16 protein-coding genes are annotated in these 14697 nt (G+C 64.1%); 7 read left to right on the top strand and 9 right to left on the bottom strand.

Annotated elements, in window-relative coordinates; genetic code table 11:
- Window positions 1–134: 134 nt before the first annotated feature.
- From RAD16_RS15125 to RAD16_RS15085, 9 genes are all read right to left on the bottom strand, one after another.
- Entirely contained in the window at window positions 135–2006 is a 1872-nt protein-coding gene (locus RAD16_RS15125) for a bifunctional sugar phosphate isomerase/epimerase/4-hydroxyphenylpyruvate dioxygenase family protein (protein ID WP_458158678.1), read from the bottom strand.
- Entirely contained in the window at window positions 2003–2740 is a 738-nt protein-coding gene (locus RAD16_RS15120) for an ABC transporter ATP-binding protein (protein ID WP_458158677.1), read from the bottom strand. Before RAD16_RS15120 ends, RAD16_RS15125 begins: the two co-directional genes overlap by 4 nt.
- Window positions 2741–2750: 10 nt before the next feature.
- Entirely contained in the window at window positions 2751–3494 is a 744-nt protein-coding gene (locus tag RAD16_RS15115) for an ABC transporter ATP-binding protein (RefSeq protein ID WP_458158676.1), read from the bottom strand.
- Entirely contained in the window at window positions 3491–4489 is a 999-nt protein-coding gene (locus RAD16_RS15110) for a branched-chain amino acid ABC transporter permease (RefSeq protein ID WP_458158675.1), read from the bottom strand. The genes RAD16_RS15115 and RAD16_RS15110 overlap by 4 nt, the downstream gene beginning before the upstream one ends.
- On the bottom strand, window positions 4486–5361 hold the full coding sequence (locus RAD16_RS15105) for a branched-chain amino acid ABC transporter permease (RefSeq protein ID WP_458158674.1): 876 nt from the start codon (window positions 5359–5361) through the stop codon (window positions 4486–4488). The genes RAD16_RS15110 and RAD16_RS15105 overlap by 4 nt, the downstream gene beginning before the upstream one ends.
- A gap of 227 nt (window positions 5362–5588) precedes the next feature.
- Window positions 5589–6719, bottom strand: coding sequence for an ABC transporter substrate-binding protein (locus tag RAD16_RS15100; protein ID WP_458158673.1), 1131 nt, complete (start codon window positions 6717–6719; stop codon window positions 5589–5591).
- Between the two features lie 55 nt (window positions 6720–6774).
- The gene (locus RAD16_RS15095; protein WP_458158672.1) at window positions 6775–7650 is read right to left on the bottom strand and encodes a shikimate dehydrogenase; all 876 of its coding nucleotides are present in this window, start codon (window positions 7648–7650) and stop codon (window positions 6775–6777) included.
- A 144-nt stretch (window positions 7651–7794) separates the two neighbouring features.
- Window positions 7795–8733, bottom strand: coding sequence for a LysR family transcriptional regulator (locus RAD16_RS15090; RefSeq protein WP_458158671.1), 939 nt, complete (start codon window positions 8731–8733; stop codon window positions 7795–7797).
- 253 nt (window positions 8734–8986) lie between these two features.
- Window positions 8987–9163, bottom strand: a complete 177-nt coding sequence (locus RAD16_RS15085) for a hypothetical protein (protein WP_458158670.1) — start codon at window positions 9161–9163, stop codon at window positions 8987–8989.
- Window positions 9164–9330: 167 nt separating this feature from the next.
- Between RAD16_RS15085 and RAD16_RS15080 the strand changes: the two genes are divergently transcribed.
- The 7 genes from RAD16_RS15080 to RAD16_RS15050 all read left to right on the top strand — a co-directional run bounded on the left by RAD16_RS15080 (window position 9331) and on the right by RAD16_RS15050 (window position 14638).
- Complete coding sequence (locus tag RAD16_RS15080) at window positions 9331–10059, top strand: helix-turn-helix transcriptional regulator (protein ID WP_458158669.1); 729 nt, start codon at window positions 9331–9333, stop codon at window positions 10057–10059.
- A gap of 83 nt (window positions 10060–10142) precedes the next feature.
- On the top strand, window positions 10143–10799 hold the full coding sequence (locus RAD16_RS15075; RefSeq protein ID WP_458158668.1) for an acyl-homoserine-lactone synthase: 657 nt from the start codon (window positions 10143–10145) through the stop codon (window positions 10797–10799).
- 1 nt (window position 10800) lies between these two features.
- Entirely contained in the window at window positions 10801–11019 is a 219-nt protein-coding gene (locus RAD16_RS15070; RefSeq protein ID WP_458158667.1) for a hypothetical protein, read from the top strand.
- A gap of 294 nt (window positions 11020–11313) precedes the next feature.
- Window positions 11314–12231, top strand: a complete 918-nt coding sequence (locus RAD16_RS15065) for a branched-chain amino acid ABC transporter permease (protein ID WP_458158666.1) — start codon at window positions 11314–11316, stop codon at window positions 12229–12231.
- On the top strand, window positions 12228–13172 hold the full coding sequence (locus tag RAD16_RS15060; protein WP_458158665.1) for a branched-chain amino acid ABC transporter permease: 945 nt from the start codon (window positions 12228–12230) through the stop codon (window positions 13170–13172). Before RAD16_RS15065 ends, RAD16_RS15060 begins: the two co-directional genes overlap by 4 nt.
- Window positions 13165–13932 (top strand): ABC transporter ATP-binding protein, encoded by a 768-nt coding sequence (locus RAD16_RS15055; RefSeq protein ID WP_458158664.1) that lies wholly within the window; start codon window positions 13165–13167, stop codon window positions 13930–13932. The genes RAD16_RS15060 and RAD16_RS15055 overlap by 8 nt, the downstream gene beginning before the upstream one ends.
- Window positions 13925–14638, top strand: coding sequence for an ABC transporter ATP-binding protein (locus tag RAD16_RS15050; protein WP_458158663.1), 714 nt, complete (start codon window positions 13925–13927; stop codon window positions 14636–14638). The genes RAD16_RS15055 and RAD16_RS15050 overlap by 8 nt, the downstream gene beginning before the upstream one ends.
- Window positions 14639–14697: the final 59 nt, after the last annotated feature.

Below are 14697 nucleotides of genomic sequence, written 5' to 3'. Positions count from 1 at the left end.
TCCTCGCAAGCGGGGAGAGGGGCTCCCAGCTGTCTCCTCCGTCATTGCGAGCGCAGCGAAGCAATCCAGAATCTTTCCGCGGAGGGACTCTGGATTGCTTCGCTGCGCTCGCAATGACGACGCGGATAGAGCGCCTACACCCGCGGCATGCTGGCGGGGCGCACTTCGCGGGCTTGCGCGGCGAGTCTGATGCCGGCATTGGCCGCGCCGAAGCCCTGATAATTCCTTCGCTCCACGATCTCGAAGAAGAACCGCTCATCAAAAATGTGCGTGTAGACCTGGAAGAACTCGCCGTCGCCCTCGCGGTCGTAGAGGATGTGGTTGGCGCGAAGTTGCGCCATCAGCTCGGGGGCGAGGTCGTATTTGGCTTCGATGTCGTCGTAGTAATTATTGGGGATATCCAGGAAATCAGCGCCACGCTTGCGCATCTCGGCGACCGTCGCAAAGATGTCGGTGCAGGAAAACGCAACGTGCTGAACGCCTGAGCCGAAAAACTCCGAGATGAAGCGCGCCGGCAAAGTGCGGTTGGCAGAGGAGCCGTTGAGGACGAAGCGCAGACTCTGGTCGGCGTTGATGATGGCCTGGCTCTGCACGAGCCCGCGGGGGTCGGCGATCTCCATCTGCGGCAGCCGCTTCAGGTCGAGGATGCCGGTGTAGAACAACAGCCAGGACAGCATCTCGTCATAGGGCATCGACTGCGCGATGTGATCGACGGCGAGCAGCGCGTCCTTGTCGGCATTACCAGTGACAGGCTCGAAATCCGTGTCCCAGTTCTTGCCGGCCTGGTCGAGGAAATACAGCAGACTCCCGCCGACGCCGTGGATCGCGGGGATCTCCAGCTCGCCCGGTCCGACCGGCTGGTAGAAGGTCCGCGCCTTCAGCGTCTCCGCCCGCTGCATGGCAAGGCCGGCATTGTCGACATCGAGCGCGATGGCGCAGACGCCGGGGCCGTGGGTGACGTAGTGCGAATGCGCAAAGCCGTCGGTCTCGCAATTGATCACGAGCTCGATCTTGCCCTGCGACCAGCGCTCCACCGCCTTGCTGCGGTGCGTGCCGGTCTTGCGGAAACCGAGTTGCGAGAACAGGCGGGCGAGTTCGCCCGCCTTGGTCTCGTTCACGGCAAATTCGATGAAGCCGGTGCCGCCGCTTTTGGCCTTCGGCGCCAGCGGCTCGCCGGCAAATTTCGGCCAATCGGGCGCAAGCTGGTCCTCCAGCAGAATCAGCGAGCGCAGGCCGTCGACCGCGGTCTGCGCGGCCGAGCCGGCGCGGAACTGGTCGTTGAAGATTTCCAGCGACAGCGGCCCGGTATAGCCGGTCGCGGCGATCGCCTTCATGAACTCGCCGACCGGCAGGTCGCCCTGGCCGGGGAAGGAGCGGAAGTGCCGGCTCCACGACAAAATATCGAGCTCGAGCTTCGGCGCGTCGGCGAGCTGCACCAGAAAGATCTTGTCGCCGGGGATCGAGGCCATCGCGCGGACCGGGAAGCCCGGCGCCAGCGCATGAAAGCTGTCGAGGATGACGCCGATGGCGGGATGATCGGCGCGCCGCACGATCTCCCAGGCATCGCGATAGTCGTTGACGTGACGGCCCCAGGCCAGTGCCTCGTAGCCGACGCGCAAGCCCCGTTTGGCGGCGCGTTCGCCGAGCTCGCGAAAATCGTCCGCGGCGCGGTCGATTCCGCCGAGCGAGGCCGGCGACACGTTGGAGCAGATCAGCAGCAGATCGGTGCCGAGCTCCTGCATCAGATCGAACTTGCGTTCGGCGCGGGCAAAATTGCGCGTGCGCTGCGGCTCCGGCATGCCCTCGAAATCGCGGAACGGCTGGAACGCGCAGATCTCGAGCTTGAGGTCCTTACAGAGCTGCGCCACCTCGCGCGGGCCCGAACCGAACGACAGCAGATCGTTCTCGAATATCTCGACGGCGTCGAAGCCGGCGGCTGCGATGGCGCGGAGCTTTTCGTCCAGCGCCCCCGAGAGAGAGACTGTCGCGATCGATCGCTTGTTCATGCTGCGTTATCCTCCATCGCGCCCCCAAGGAACAATTGTCCGATGCGCGGATCGTTCAAAATGCGTTCTGCTTTGTCGACGATGCGGGTCTGGCCGAGCTCGAGCACAATGCCGAAATCGGAGATCTCCAGCGCCGAGCGCGCGTTCTGCTCGATCATCAGGATCGTGACGCCGCGGTCGCGCAGGGATTTGAGGATATCGAAGGTCTGCTGCACCATCAGCGGCGACAGGCCGATCGAGGGCTCGTCGATCAGGACCAGTTTTGGCTCCAGCAGCAGCGAGCGCGCGATCTCGAGCTGTTTCTGCTCGCCGCCGGAGAGTGTCGAAGCCTGCTGCGTGGATTTGCGGCGCAGCGCCGGGAACAGGTCGAGTGCCGCCTCGATCCGCGTCGGCAGGTCGATGCCCTTGCCGGCGGAAACGCCGCCGAGCTCGATGTTGCTGCGGACTGAGAGCTCGGGAAAGATATTGCGGCCCTGCGGTACGTAGCAGATGCCGGCGTTGAGCAGCGCGCGCTGGCTCAAGTTCGTGACGTCGCGGCCGGCAAAGCTGATCTTGCCGTCGCGCAGCTTGAGCAGGCCGAAGATCGCCTTGAACACGGTGGACTTGCCGGCACCGTTGGGGCCGATGATGGTGGTGACCGTCGCAGGCGGCACCGAGAATGTGGTGCCGTTCAAAATCGTCATCTTGCCGTAGCCGCCGACGAGATTGTGAACCGAGAGGATCGGGTCGCTCATCGCTTGCTCCTCAATGTCCGAGATAGGCTTCGATCACGGCGGGGTTTTTGCGCACCTCGTCCGGCCGCCCCATCGCCAGCACCTTGCCTTCCGCCATCACCATCACGCGCGAGCACAGCGACATCACGAATTCCATGTTGTGCTCGATCACGACGAAGGTGGCGTTCTTGTCGCGGTTGATCGCGACGAGACGTTCCTTCAGATCTGACAGCATCGTCGGATTGACGCCGCCGGCGGGCTCGTCGAGCAGCACCAGGCGCGGCCCGCCCATGAAGGCCATGGCAGCGTCGAGCAGCTTTTGCTGACCGTAGGACAGGCCGCCGGCGGGCTCGGCGGCGAGGTGGTCGAGCTTGAAGAAGCCGATCATCTGGTTGGCGGTATCCGTCAGTCCGGCATCGGAGCGGCCGACCAGGCGCGAGGCCATAGTGCCCTGGTGCTCCTGCCCCGCGAGGATCAGATTCTCGCGCACCGAGAGTTTCGGGAAGACTTGCAGGAGCTGGAAGGTGCGGCTGACGCCGAGCTTGTTGAGCTCGGCCGGCCGCAGGCCCGTGACCACCTTGCCGTCGAGCTTGACCTCGCCGCCCGATGGCGTGATCTGGCCGAGAATGCAGTTGAACAGCGTGGACTTGCCGCAACCGTTCGGGCCGATCAGACCAAGTATCTCACCCTCGCGCACGTCGAAGGAGACACCGTTGACCGCGTGGATGCCGCCAAAGCTCTTCTTGATGTCAGTGACTTCGAGGACCGCGCTCATTGCACCGTCTCCAGCCGGGACTTTGCGACAGCGCGCAGCGCAGAAGCCGCCTTGGTTCGCCGTGCCGCCATGGTGCGATCGAGGATTCCCAGAATGCCGGTCGGCGACCAGATCAGCAGCAGCATCACCGCGACCGCATAGAGCATCAGGTAATAGCCTTCGGTGAAGCGCAGCCATTCCGGCAGCAGCACCGCGATCATCGCTCCCAGGAACGGGCCGAAATAGAAGCCGGCGCCGCCGACGATCACCATCATCAGGAGGTCGAGCGACAGCGAGAGGTTGAAGGGAACCGGGTCGATATATTGCGTCAGCGGCGCGTAGAGCGCACCGGCGATGCCGCCGAGCGCCGAGCCGATCGCAAAGGCCATCAGCGTGTAGCGGCGCGTGTCGATACCGAGCGATTGCGCGCGCAGCGGATTCTCGCGCAGCGCCATGAAGGCGCGGCCCCAGGGCGAGCGGATCAGCCACCACACCGCGAGCGAGACGATCGCGAGTGATCCCAAGCAGACATAGTAGAAGGGCAGCGGCTTGTTGGTTGCGATCCCGAAGAAATGGGGACGCGGAATGTTGGAGATGCCGTAGATGCCGCCGGTGAGCCAGCTCTCGTTGCGGAACACCAGGAAGGCCAGCGTCGAGAAGGCGAGCGTGACGAAGGCGAGGTAATGGTGCTGCACGCGCAGCGCGGGATAGCCGAGCACCCAGCCGACGCCGAAGCTCAGGACGATCGCGACCACGATCGCCGCCGGCAGCGGCCAGCCATGGGTGGTCATGATCGCAGCCGCATAGGCGCCGATGCCGACGAACGCGCCCTGTGCCAGCGAGACCTGGCCGGCATAGCCGAGCGTGAGGTTGAGGCCCATCGCGGCGATCGTCATCACCGCCCATTGGCTCAGGATGAACAGGCCGTAGCGGTTGAAGTTCATGGGAACGACGATCAGGCCGGCGATGACGATGAGGGCGAGCGTGATCTTCAGGGGTTTGGCAAAACCGCTCATACCGTGCGCTCCTCGGCGCGGCCGAGCAACCCTTGCGGCCGGAACAGGATGACGACGATCAGGAAGATCAGCGGCACGGCGGCGCGATATTGCGTGGAGACATAGGATGCCGCGAGATTGTCGAGCACGCCGATCAGGAGGCCGCCGGCGATGGCACCGCGCACCTGGTTGAAGCCGCCGACGATGGCCGCGATGAAGGCGGCCTGGCCCAGTACTTCGCCCGATGAGAACTTGGCGAGATAAATCGGCGTGATCAGCAGCGAGGCCAGCGCGACCAGGAAGGCGTTGATCAGGAAGGTCAGCAGGATCATGCGCTCGACCGGCACGCCGATGATGCGCGCGACCGTGGGGTTCTGCGCCGCGGCCTGCATCTGGTGGCCGAGCGAGGTGCGGTTGAGCAGTGTGGTCAGACCGAAGACGGCAAGAATGGCGACGACGAGGACGCCGATACTTTGCAGCGAGACCGCGTGGCCGAGGATGGAGATGTCACCGGTCGGCACGATCGAGGGGAACGGCGAGGCCTCCGCGCTGAAGAACTGTTTGACCGCTTCCTTGAGGCCCATGGCGAGCGCCATAGTCGCGATCGCGAGCGGCAGCACGCCATGACGCATCATCGGATCGACCAGCAGCATCTTGAAGGCGAGACCGAGCAGCATCATCGACAAGAGGATGCCGAGGATGATCGCGAGCCAGAACGGCGCCCCGGCATGCATCGCCGCCAGCATCAAGAACGCTGGCAGCATCACGAACTCGCCTTGCGCGAAGTTGATGGTCTGCGAGGTCTGCCACAGCAGCGTGAAGCCGACCGCAACCAGCGCATAGATCGCGCCGGTGGCCAGTCCCGAGACCAGGAGATCGAATAGGTTGGACATTTTCCCCTCTCGTGTCTCTCACCCGCTCTGTCGTCTCCCTCTCCCCGTTCTTACGGGGAGAGGGCGGGGTGAGGGGCTGTCTCAGCAGGCACGTCTCTCATCGTCTTCGCGGCAGCACCCTCACCCCACCCTCTCCCCGCAAAGAGCGGGGCGAGGGAGCGAGAGATCTCTCCTCGCGTCCGCCTTCGCTAAAGCTTCGGCGCGACAGGCGCGGGGAGAGGCGAAGATCACTTCACCTTCGGCAGAACCTGCTTCACCACCTGTTTGCCTTCGACCACCTCGACCAGAAAACTCTGGCGGTCGATGTCGCCGGTCTCGTTGAAGGTGACGTCCATCAGGATGCCCGGCTCGTCGGCTGCCTTGATGGTCAGGCCGTGCAGCGTGTCGGCGAAGGCCTTGGAATCGACCTTGCCCATCTTCTCGGTGGTCGCCTTGACCATGTAGACGGCGAGATAGCCCTTCAGGCCGTTATGATCGGGGACGTAATTGTACTTCTTGGAGAACTTCTCGCGGAACGCCTTGATCAAATCGACCGGCGCATCGGTGGTGAGGCCGACATGGCCGCGCGCGCCGTTGGCGGCATCGCCGGCGAGCTCGATCACCTTCTGGCCGATCAGCGTGGTCTCGCCCATCAGCGGTGCGGTGACGCCCTGGCGCTTCAGCTCTTTGAGGATGCGCGCGCTCTCTTCTTCATTCAGATAGACGAACACGGCGTCGGGATTGGCAGCCTTGATCTTGCCGACGTCGGCGGCGAAATCGGCCTGGCCCGCTTCGGTCGAGAGGTCGGCGACGACCTTGGAGCCGAGCCGGTCGAGTTCCTTGACGACGACGTCGCGGCCGCCGCGGCCGAAGTCGTTGTTGACCCAGACCACCGCGACCGTCTTCGCCTTCATGTCGTCGTGGATGTATTTTGCGACCTTCGGCATCGAGGACTGCTGGCCGAACGAGGTGCGGAACAGGAACTTGTTGCCGGCCTGCGTCAGCTCGGCGGCTTCGCCGCCCATGATCTGCGCGATGCCGGCTTCGGCCGCGAGCGGCGCGGTGACCTTCACGGAACCGGAATAGCCGGGCCCGAGCAGCACGTAAGGTTCGGCGTCGAGCGCCTTCTGCACCTGGGCGCGGGCAACGCCGGGATTGGACTGCGAGTCGGCGTGGGTGACTTCGAGCTTGCGGCCGAGCACGCCGCCCTTGGCGTTGATCTCCTCGATGGCGAGGTCGATGCCGTTCTTCCAGTTGGTGCCGACGGTGGCGCCGCCGCCCGAGAGCTCGGCGACGTCGGCAAGCTTGATCGCCTGTGCGAAGGCGCCCGTGGTCGTGATTGCGGTGAGCAGCGCGCCCACCAGTAGCGTTGACTTCATCGTCCTCTCCTCCCGTTTCAATTTTGCAAGCGGCCTTGTGTCCGGCCGCTTCGCCTCAAGCTGCCCGATAGGCGGCGCTGCGCGCGGCCATCACGGCGTCAAAAGCCTCTCCCATGACTTCGGTCGACGGGGCAAGGCCGGTGAACAATTCGAAAGCGTCGGCGGCCTGGTAGATCGCAAGCTCGCGCCCGGTCATGATCTGCGCGCCCTTCTCTTGCGCTGCGGCAAGGAGCGGCGTGATCAACGGCGAATAGACGGCGTCGGCGACCCACAGGTTCGCCCGGAGCAGCGCCGGCGGCACCGGCGTGTCGCGGTTCGGCAGCATGCCGACCGGCGTGCCGTTGATGAGTCCGGTCGCGCCATCGAGCGCGGCTTCGACGCTGGTCACGACTTTGGCGCCTGACGTTTTCAGGAGCGAGGCAAGCTTTTCGGCCCGCGCCGCTTCGCTGTCGAAGATGCGGATGTCGGAGACCTTCTTGTCCGCCAGCGCAAAAGCGATCGCCTTGCCGACGCCGCCTGCGCCGATTACGGCCACCGCATTGCCTGATGGCGCGAGCAGCGGCGCCACCGCGCGCGCAAAGCCCGTGGTGTCGGTATTGTGGCCGATCAGACGGCCGTCCTTCACGACCACGGTATTGACCGCGCCCATGGCGGCCGCGCCCGGCGCCAGCTCGTCGAGCAGCGGCACCACGGCCTCCTTGTACGGAAAGGTCACGTTGACGCCGGCAAAGCCGAGCCGCCGCACGCCTTCCAGCATCATGCTGAGAGCGGTGGCGTCCGCACCGGCGACCTCGATCAGCTGGTAGTGACCGCGCAGGCCAAGCGCCTCGGCGGCGCGCTCATGCATGGCAGGGGAAGCGGAATGCGCGATCGGCGCGCCGATCAGGCCGGTGAGGAGTTTCTTGCTGGCGGCGTATCCGCGCTTCGACATGGTTCGCTATCGTCTCGTTGGGAGCGTTCGGTCCCGGCCATTAGCGGAGAAATCCGCCCAATTCCAAGGGGGCTTTCTGCTCCGACGATAGCCTTTCCCTTGCCTAACACAATTACCCATTTATCGGACAAACCTAACATAATGTTATTTCTTCCGGCCGCGGCTAGAAGCGGCCTTGCCGTTGCCGCGGGACGGCTCCACCGCGCGCATCTCGGCGCGCAGGGACTCGATGAAATATTCGACGTGAAGCGACAGCGGCGCGCCGCGCTTCACCGCGATGTAGGTGTCGAACCTCGTCGGCTCGGTGATCTTCAAGAGTTCGATGCCGGGATAGCCGCCATGGGCGACCGTGAACTGGTCGATGATGGCGATGCCGAGCCCCGCCTTCACCAGCGCGCAGACCGTGGTGCCGAAGCGCGCGCGGATGGTGATGTTGTACTCCAGCCGGTTGCGCGCAAAAATCTCGGCCATGATCCGTCCGTAGGGGTCGTTGGGATCGATGCCGATCAGCGGGTAGCGCGTGATCTCGGCGGCGGAGACCTGCTTGCGCCCGGCGAGCTCATGGCCCGGCGGCACGATGCAATAGAGCTCGCCCGAGGCCAGCGGCATGAAGTCGAGCCCGGAATGCTCCAGCCGGTAGCTCATCGCCACGCACTCGCCGCGGCCGAGCATCAGATAGTCGATGGCTTCCTCGAGCTTGAGAATGTTGATGTCGATGCCGAGATCGGGATAGCGGCGGCGGACGCGCTCGATCGCGCGCGGTACCATCACCTGCGAGATGCTCGGCACCGAGCCGATGCGCAGCTCCGACAATCCGCCGCGGCCGATCTTGGAGATGATCTCGGAGAGATCGTCGACCTTCTTGTAGACACCGTTGATCTGCTCAAAAATGTTCTCGGCTTCCGGCGTCGGAAAGTAACGGCCGTTCTGGCGCTGGAAGAAGCGGATGCCGAGCGAGCGCTCGGTGTATTTGACGAGCCGGCTGATCCCCGGCGCCGACACGTTGAGCAGTTTTGCTGCGCCGCCGATGGTGCCCGTCACCATCACGGCACGGATCACTTCAACCTGGCGCAGCGTCATCATGGTCTTGGCACCCGAAGGATTGGCATCCGAAAGAGATCGTGGCGGCGATCATCTCATGAGAGGTGCGATGTCATCCAGCGGCAAGTGCCCGGCGATGTGGATGGGGGAGGGCGAGCTACTTCCTTCTCCCACAAGGGAGAAGGAAGGGTAACCTTCGCTGTCAGAGTATTTCGACTAAAATCTGCGCGTTCAAATGGAAGGGTGGCGGCGTCGCGCGATCTGTATCGTCGGCGTCGTTTGCTGCAACCGCGTGCTAGCTCGCCGGCCCTTCGGGCGAGGCGCTCTCCGCGAGCTCGGCGCGCTCGCTCTCCAGCACTTCGCGTGCGAACTCGATGATCTTCTGCTTGTTTGCCGTTTCGTGGACGGCAAAAAACACGCGGTTCAGTTCCAGGCCGAGCACGCTGTTGAGGGCGATGTTCTCGTCGTCCATCGTGGTTTTCCCGCTTTGTACGCCTTGAGGTGTAACTTGACGTTACTTCTTCCACAAGTAGATAAAGGCTTCGGAGCAGGCAGACACCGGAAATCTACGGGAGCAGCGAATTGAGGCAGCCCCCAAATACGTGCTATAGCGGACAGCCAAGGTCAGGAAACGCACCGATGTCCGCCGTCGACTATGGCCGGGAAGCGCTCGACTTCATCGAAGGCTTGGCTACCTATCGCAAGGTACCGGATGCCATGAACGCGCTTGAGGTGGCCTTCGGTCGCTTTGGCTTCGAGACCATCATCGTGACTGGTTTGCCGAATCCCGATCAACGGTTCGCGCAGATGGTGCTCGCCAAACGCTGGCCGGCCGGATGGTTCAGCCTCTACACCCAGAATAATTACGACCGCGTCGACCCGGTGGTGCGATTGTGCCGGCAATCGGTCAATCCGTTCGAGTGGTCGGAAGCGCCTTATGATGCCGAGCTCGAGCCTGACGCGGCCGAGGTGATGAACCGCGCCACCGATTTTCGCATGTCGCGCGGCTTCATCGTGCCGATCCACGGGCTCACCGGCTATGAAGCCGCGGTGTCGCTCGGCGGCGTTCATCTGGACCTCAATTCCCGCAGCAAGCCGGCATTGCATCTGATGGCGATGTACGGCTTCGACCACATTCGCCGCCTGCTTGAGCCGACGCCTTATCCGTCGACACGTCTCACCCCGCGCGAGCGCGAGGTGATCTCCTGGGCCTCACAGGGCAAGTCGGCCTGGGAGATCGGCGAGATCCTGCACATCACGCAGCGCACTGCCGAAGAGCATCTTGCAACCGCCGCGCGCAAGCTCGGCGCCGTCAACCGTACGCATGCGGTTGCGCTCGCGATTCGCCACAAGATCATCGCTCCCTAGGCGACGTACTGGGAAATTTCCCAATATCGAACCCGCCTTTTTTCGAAGATTCTTTCCCCCATTGAGGCTGAATGGGGGTTTTCATGATTCACGCAATTTCCTCGGTCAATCGCCACCTTTACGAAGACGTACTCGAGCAGCACTTCCGGATACGCCACGACATCTTCGTCGACGAGCGGCACTGGGAGACGCTCCGCAGGCCGGATGGCCGCGAGATCGATTCCTATGACGACGAGGATACCGTCTACCTGCTCGCGCTGGAGGGGCGGCGCGTCGTCGGCGGTCACCGTCTTTACCCGACCACCAAGCCCTCGATGATGAGCGACGTGTTCCCGCATCTGGCGTCGGTTCGCGGCTGCCCCGCCGATCCGCTGGTCTGGGAATGGTCGCGCTATTTCGTCGTTCGCGATCGCCGCGACGGCGCCCTCAACCTGCAACTGATGGCGGCGGTGCAGGAGTTTTGCCTCGATCAGGGGATCGCGCAGGTCAGCGCGATCATGGAAACCTGGTGGCTGCCCCGCTTTCATGAAGCCGGCTTCGTGGTGACCCCGCTCGGCCTGCCGGCCCTGGTGGAGAACGCCTGGACCATGGCGGCGACGATCGAGATTCGCCAGCAGACGGTCGATGCCCTGCATGATCGCATCGGCATTGCTTCGATCGTTCAACAGGACGGCCCGCGTCTGGACGCCGTCGCCCGTGCCAACCTCTGCGGCCTTGCCGCGCAACGAAAGAGCGCCTGAGATGTCGAACATGATGCGGGACAGCCAGATCATGGCGCAAACCAAGGACGAGAATCTCGGCTACATGTCCGACATGGCCCTCGAACTCGCGCAGATGGCGGAAGACTCCGGCCTGACGACGCTGGCCTACCTGTTCAGGATGGCGGCGCTGGAAGCCTCGACGGCGAACAGCATGCTCTCCGAACCGGACGAGCTTCCCCAGCAGATGACGTCGCACTAGACGCAGCGTTCTGTTTTCGACGACATTTGCGCCCTCCCTCGGCCCGCCGGGGGAGGGCGATCGTTTGGGTGCGGCACGTTGCCCCATCTGCCGCGGCAGCCTTCTTGCAAGGTCGCTTTCGACCGCATGCACCCGCATGCAACAAAGTGCATGTTTGGCGTCGAATCGCTCTTGCCTCGGAACGATACTGCCATTACCCATTTTTCCGCCTTGAAGAGGCAGGGGGAGCTCTTTCACTGATGGCGACTGTGTTCGAACATCGGCGCGCGTTCGTATGCGCCTGAAAGAGTCTTGATGCTGCTCGTCGTCGAACAGTTCTTGAACGGATTGCAGTTCGGTCTGCTGCTGTTTCTGCTCGCCGCCGGCCTGACGCTGGTGTTCGGGATCATGGATCTCGTCAACCTCGCGCACGGCTCGCTCTACATGATGGGCGCCTATTTCGCCGCGACCTTCGCGGCGTGGACCGGCAGCTTCCTGTTAGGTGCGCTGCTGGCGCTCGGTGCCACGCTGGTGCTCGGCATCGTGCTCGAAATGTCGGCGCTGCGGCCTCTCTACGGGCGCGACCATCTCGACCACGTGCTCGCAACCTTCGGCCTGATCCTGTTCTTCAATGAAGCCGTGCGGCTGATCTGGGGCCCGGCCGGCCTTGCGCTGCCGCTGCCGGCCTGGCTCACCGTGCCGGTGCCGATCCTGCCCGGCATTCATTATCCCGCCTATCGCCTCGCCATCATCGCGGTGGCGCTGCTGGTCGCGCTGCTGCTCTATCTCGGCGTGATGCGCACCCGCATCGGCATGCTGATCCGCGCAGGCGCCTCCAACCGCGAGATGATCGGCGCGCTCGGCATCAACATCAAGCTGCTCTACACGCTGGTGTTCGGCCTCGGCGCGGCGCTCGCAGGGTTGGCCGGCCTGATGCAGGCGCCGATCCTCACCGTGCAGATCGGCATGGGCGAGAACATCCTGATCCTCGCCTTCGTCATCATCGTGATCGGTGGCATCGGCTCGATCCGCGGCGCCTTCCTCGCCGCGATCTTCGTCGGCATGATCGACACGCTCGGTCGCGCCTTCCTCCCGAACCTGCTGCGGCAGGTGCTGAGCGGCGCCGCCGCCTCCACCGCCGCGCCCGCACTGTCGTCCATGCTGATCTACCTCCTGATGGCGATCGTGCTGGTGGTGCGGCCGGAGGGGCTGTTTCCGGCCAACCGTCGATGAAGGCTTTCACTGTGAGCAAGGCCGTCACGGCCCTGATGCTGGCGGGTCTCGTGCTGCTGCCGCTTTATTCGTCGCTGTCCGGCAACATCTTCATCCTGACGCTGTTCACCCGCATCGTCATCCTGGCGCTGGCGGCGGCGAGCCTCAACCTCATCATGGGCTTCGGCGGCATGATGAGCTTCGGCCACGCCGCCTATCTCGGCATCGGCGGCTACGCGGTCGGCATGCTCGCGCAGGAAGGTGTCGGAAGCGGCTTCATCCAGTTCCCCGTCGCGCTCGCCGCCTCAGCGATCTATGCGCTGGTGATCGGCGCGCTCTCCTTGCGCACCCGCGGCGTCTATTTCATCATGATCACGCTCGCCTTTGCGCAGATGGCCTATTACGTCGCCTCGGGCCTTGCGCGTTACGGCGGCGACGACGGCCTCACCGTCTACAAGCGCAGCGACTTCTCCGGGCTGATCAACCTGTCGAATCGCACGCAGTTCTATTACCTCTGCCTCGCCTGCCTGTTCGCCGTGCTGTTCCTGATCTGGCGCATCGTCAATTCGCGCTTCGGCCTGGTCGTGCAGGGCCTGCGCTCCAACGAGCAGCGCATGCAGGCGATCGGCTTTCCGGCAAAGCGCTACCAGCTCGTCTGCTTCGTCATCTCAGGCACCATGTGCGGCCTTGCCGGCACGCTGCTCGCCAACAACACCGATTTCGTCAGCCCGGCGGTGATGTACTGGACCCGCTCCGGTGACCTCATGGTGATGGTGATTCTGGGCGGCATGGGTACGCTGTTCGGCCCGGTGATGGGCGCGGTGGTCTTTTTGCTGCTGGAAGAGTTTCTGTCGCAGATCACTGAATATTGGGCGCTGATCATGGGTCCGCTGCTGCTGCTGATCGTGCTGTTCGGACGCGGCGGCATCATGGGCGTGCTGGGGAGGGTTGGCCGTGGCTGAACCCTTGCTCCGCGTCGAAAAGCTGGTGCGCCGCTTCGGCGGCATCACCGCGACGGACAACGTCTCGCTTGACGTCGCCAGCGGTGAGCTGCACGCCATCATCGGCCCGAACGGCGCCGGCAAGACCACGCTGATCAGCCAGCTCACCGGGCACCTCGAACCGCATTCCGGCAGCGTCTCGCTGGCGGGGCGCGACATCACTTACTTGCCCGCCTATCGCCGCTGCGCGCTGGGGCTGGCCCGTTCGTTCCAGATCACCTCGCTGCTGCTCGACTTCACCGCCGCCGACAATGTCGCGCTGGCGGCGCAGGCGCATGCCGGCACCTCGTTCCGCTTCTTCGCCAATGCGCGCAAGGAGAAGGGCCTGCGCGATGCAGCGCACGCCGCGCTCGACCGCGTCGGTCTCGGCCATCGCGCCGATGTCCTGGTGTCAAAGCTCAGCCACGGCGAGCGTCGCCAGATCGAGCTTGCCGTTGCGCTCGCGAGCAAGCCGAAGCTCTTGCTGCTCGACGAGCCGATGGCAGGCCTCGGCGTCACCGAATCCCAGCGCATGGTGCAACTGCTCCAGGAGCTGCGGAAGGAAGTCTCGATCGTGCTGGTCGAGCACGATATGCCGGCGGTGTTCGCGCTGGCCGACCGCATCTCGGTGCTGGTCTATGGCCGCGTCATCGCCTCCGGCGATCCGGCCGCGATCCGCGCCAATGACGAGGTCAAGCGCGCCTATCTCGGCGACCAGCATGTGGTGACGCACCATGGCTGACACGCTGCTCGACGTCGACGGCATCGAGACCTGCTACGGCCTCTCGCAGGTGCTGTTCGGCCTGTCGCTGTCCATCAAGCCCGGCGAGATGGTCTCGCTGATGGGCCGCAACGGCATGGGCAAGACCACGACCATTCGGTCGATCATGGGCCTGACGCCGGCGCGATCAGGCACGATCTGTTTTGCCGGCACCGAGGTACGTCAGCTTCCGTCATACCGGATTGCGAAACTCGGCGTCGGCTTGGTCCCCGAGGGCCGGCAGATCTTCCCGAATCTCACCGTCCGTGAAAACCTCGTCGCGGCCGCCGCCGATCGCTTCGGCAGCAACAATCCCTGGACGCTGGCCGCGATCTACTCCCTGTTCCCGCGGCTCGCCGAGCGCGCCGCCAACATGGGCAACCAGCTGTCCGGCGGCGAGCAGCAGATGCTGGCGATCGGCCGCGCGCTGATGACCAACCCAAAGCTCCTGATCCTCGACGAAGCGACCGAAGGCCTCGCGCCGCTGATCCGCGAAGAAATCTGGAGCTGCCTGTCGCTGCTCAAGAGCCGCGGGCAGTCGATCCTTGTCGTCGACAAGAACGTCGACCACCTCGCCCGCATCTGCGACCGTCACTTCATTATCGAGCGCGGCAAGACGGTGTGGAGCGGCACGTCGGGCCAGCTGATGGCCGAGCCGGATCTGCAGCACAAATATCTGGGGATCTGAGCCTCCGCTCTCTCGCCGCCGTCATTGCGAGCGAAGCGAAGCAATCCAGAATCCTTCCG

The organism is Bradyrhizobium sp. 18BD, from assembly GCF_054185225.1.
The sequence above is the reverse complement of the archived record's forward strand: the minus strand, read 5'-3'. Positions and strand labels throughout refer to the sequence as shown.

What these genes read in the sequence shown, in the direction of transcription:
- RAD16_RS15075 (WP_458158668.1), top strand. Translation starts at nt 10,143, where the DNA reads ATGATTCACGCAATTTCCTCGGTCAATCGCCACCTTTACGAAGACGTA.
- RAD16_RS15080 (WP_458158669.1), top strand. Translation starts at nt 9,331, where the DNA reads ATGTCCGCCGTCGACTATGGCCGGGAAGCGCTCGACTTCATCGAAGGC.
- RAD16_RS15050 (WP_458158663.1), top strand. Translation starts at nt 13,925, where the DNA reads ATGGCTGACACGCTGCTCGACGTCGACGGCATCGAGACCTGCTACGGC.
- RAD16_RS15100 (WP_458158673.1), bottom strand. Translation starts at nt 6,719, where the DNA reads ATGAAGTCAACGCTACTGGTGGGCGCGCTGCTCACCGCAATCACGACC.
- RAD16_RS15110 (WP_458158675.1), bottom strand. Translation starts at nt 4,489, where the DNA reads ATGAGCGGTTTTGCCAAACCCCTGAAGATCACGCTCGCCCTCATCGTC.
- RAD16_RS15060 (WP_458158665.1), top strand. Translation starts at nt 12,228, where the DNA reads ATGAAGGCTTTCACTGTGAGCAAGGCCGTCACGGCCCTGATGCTGGCG.
- RAD16_RS15115 (WP_458158676.1), bottom strand. Translation starts at nt 3,494, where the DNA reads ATGAGCGCGGTCCTCGAAGTCACTGACATCAAGAAGAGCTTTGGCGGC.
- RAD16_RS15090 (WP_458158671.1), bottom strand. Translation starts at nt 8,733, where the DNA reads ATGATGACGCTGCGCCAGGTTGAAGTGATCCGTGCCGTGATGGTGACG.
- RAD16_RS15095 (WP_458158672.1), bottom strand. Translation starts at nt 7,650, where the DNA reads ATGTCGAAGCGCGGATACGCCGCCAGCAAGAAACTCCTCACCGGCCTG.
- RAD16_RS15125 (WP_458158678.1), bottom strand. Translation starts at nt 2,006, where the DNA reads ATGAACAAGCGATCGATCGCGACAGTCTCTCTCTCGGGGGCGCTGGAC.
- RAD16_RS15120 (WP_458158677.1), bottom strand. Translation starts at nt 2,740, where the DNA reads ATGAGCGACCCGATCCTCTCGGTTCACAATCTCGTCGGCGGCTACGGC.
- RAD16_RS15085 (WP_458158670.1), bottom strand. Translation starts at nt 9,163, where the DNA reads ATGGACGACGAGAACATCGCCCTCAACAGCGTGCTCGGCCTGGAACTG.
- RAD16_RS15065 (WP_458158666.1), top strand. Translation starts at nt 11,314, where the DNA reads ATGCTGCTCGTCGTCGAACAGTTCTTGAACGGATTGCAGTTCGGTCTG.
- RAD16_RS15070 (WP_458158667.1), top strand. Translation starts at nt 10,801, where the DNA reads ATGTCGAACATGATGCGGGACAGCCAGATCATGGCGCAAACCAAGGAC.
- RAD16_RS15105 (WP_458158674.1), bottom strand. Translation starts at nt 5,361, where the DNA reads ATGTCCAACCTATTCGATCTCCTGGTCTCGGGACTGGCCACCGGCGCG.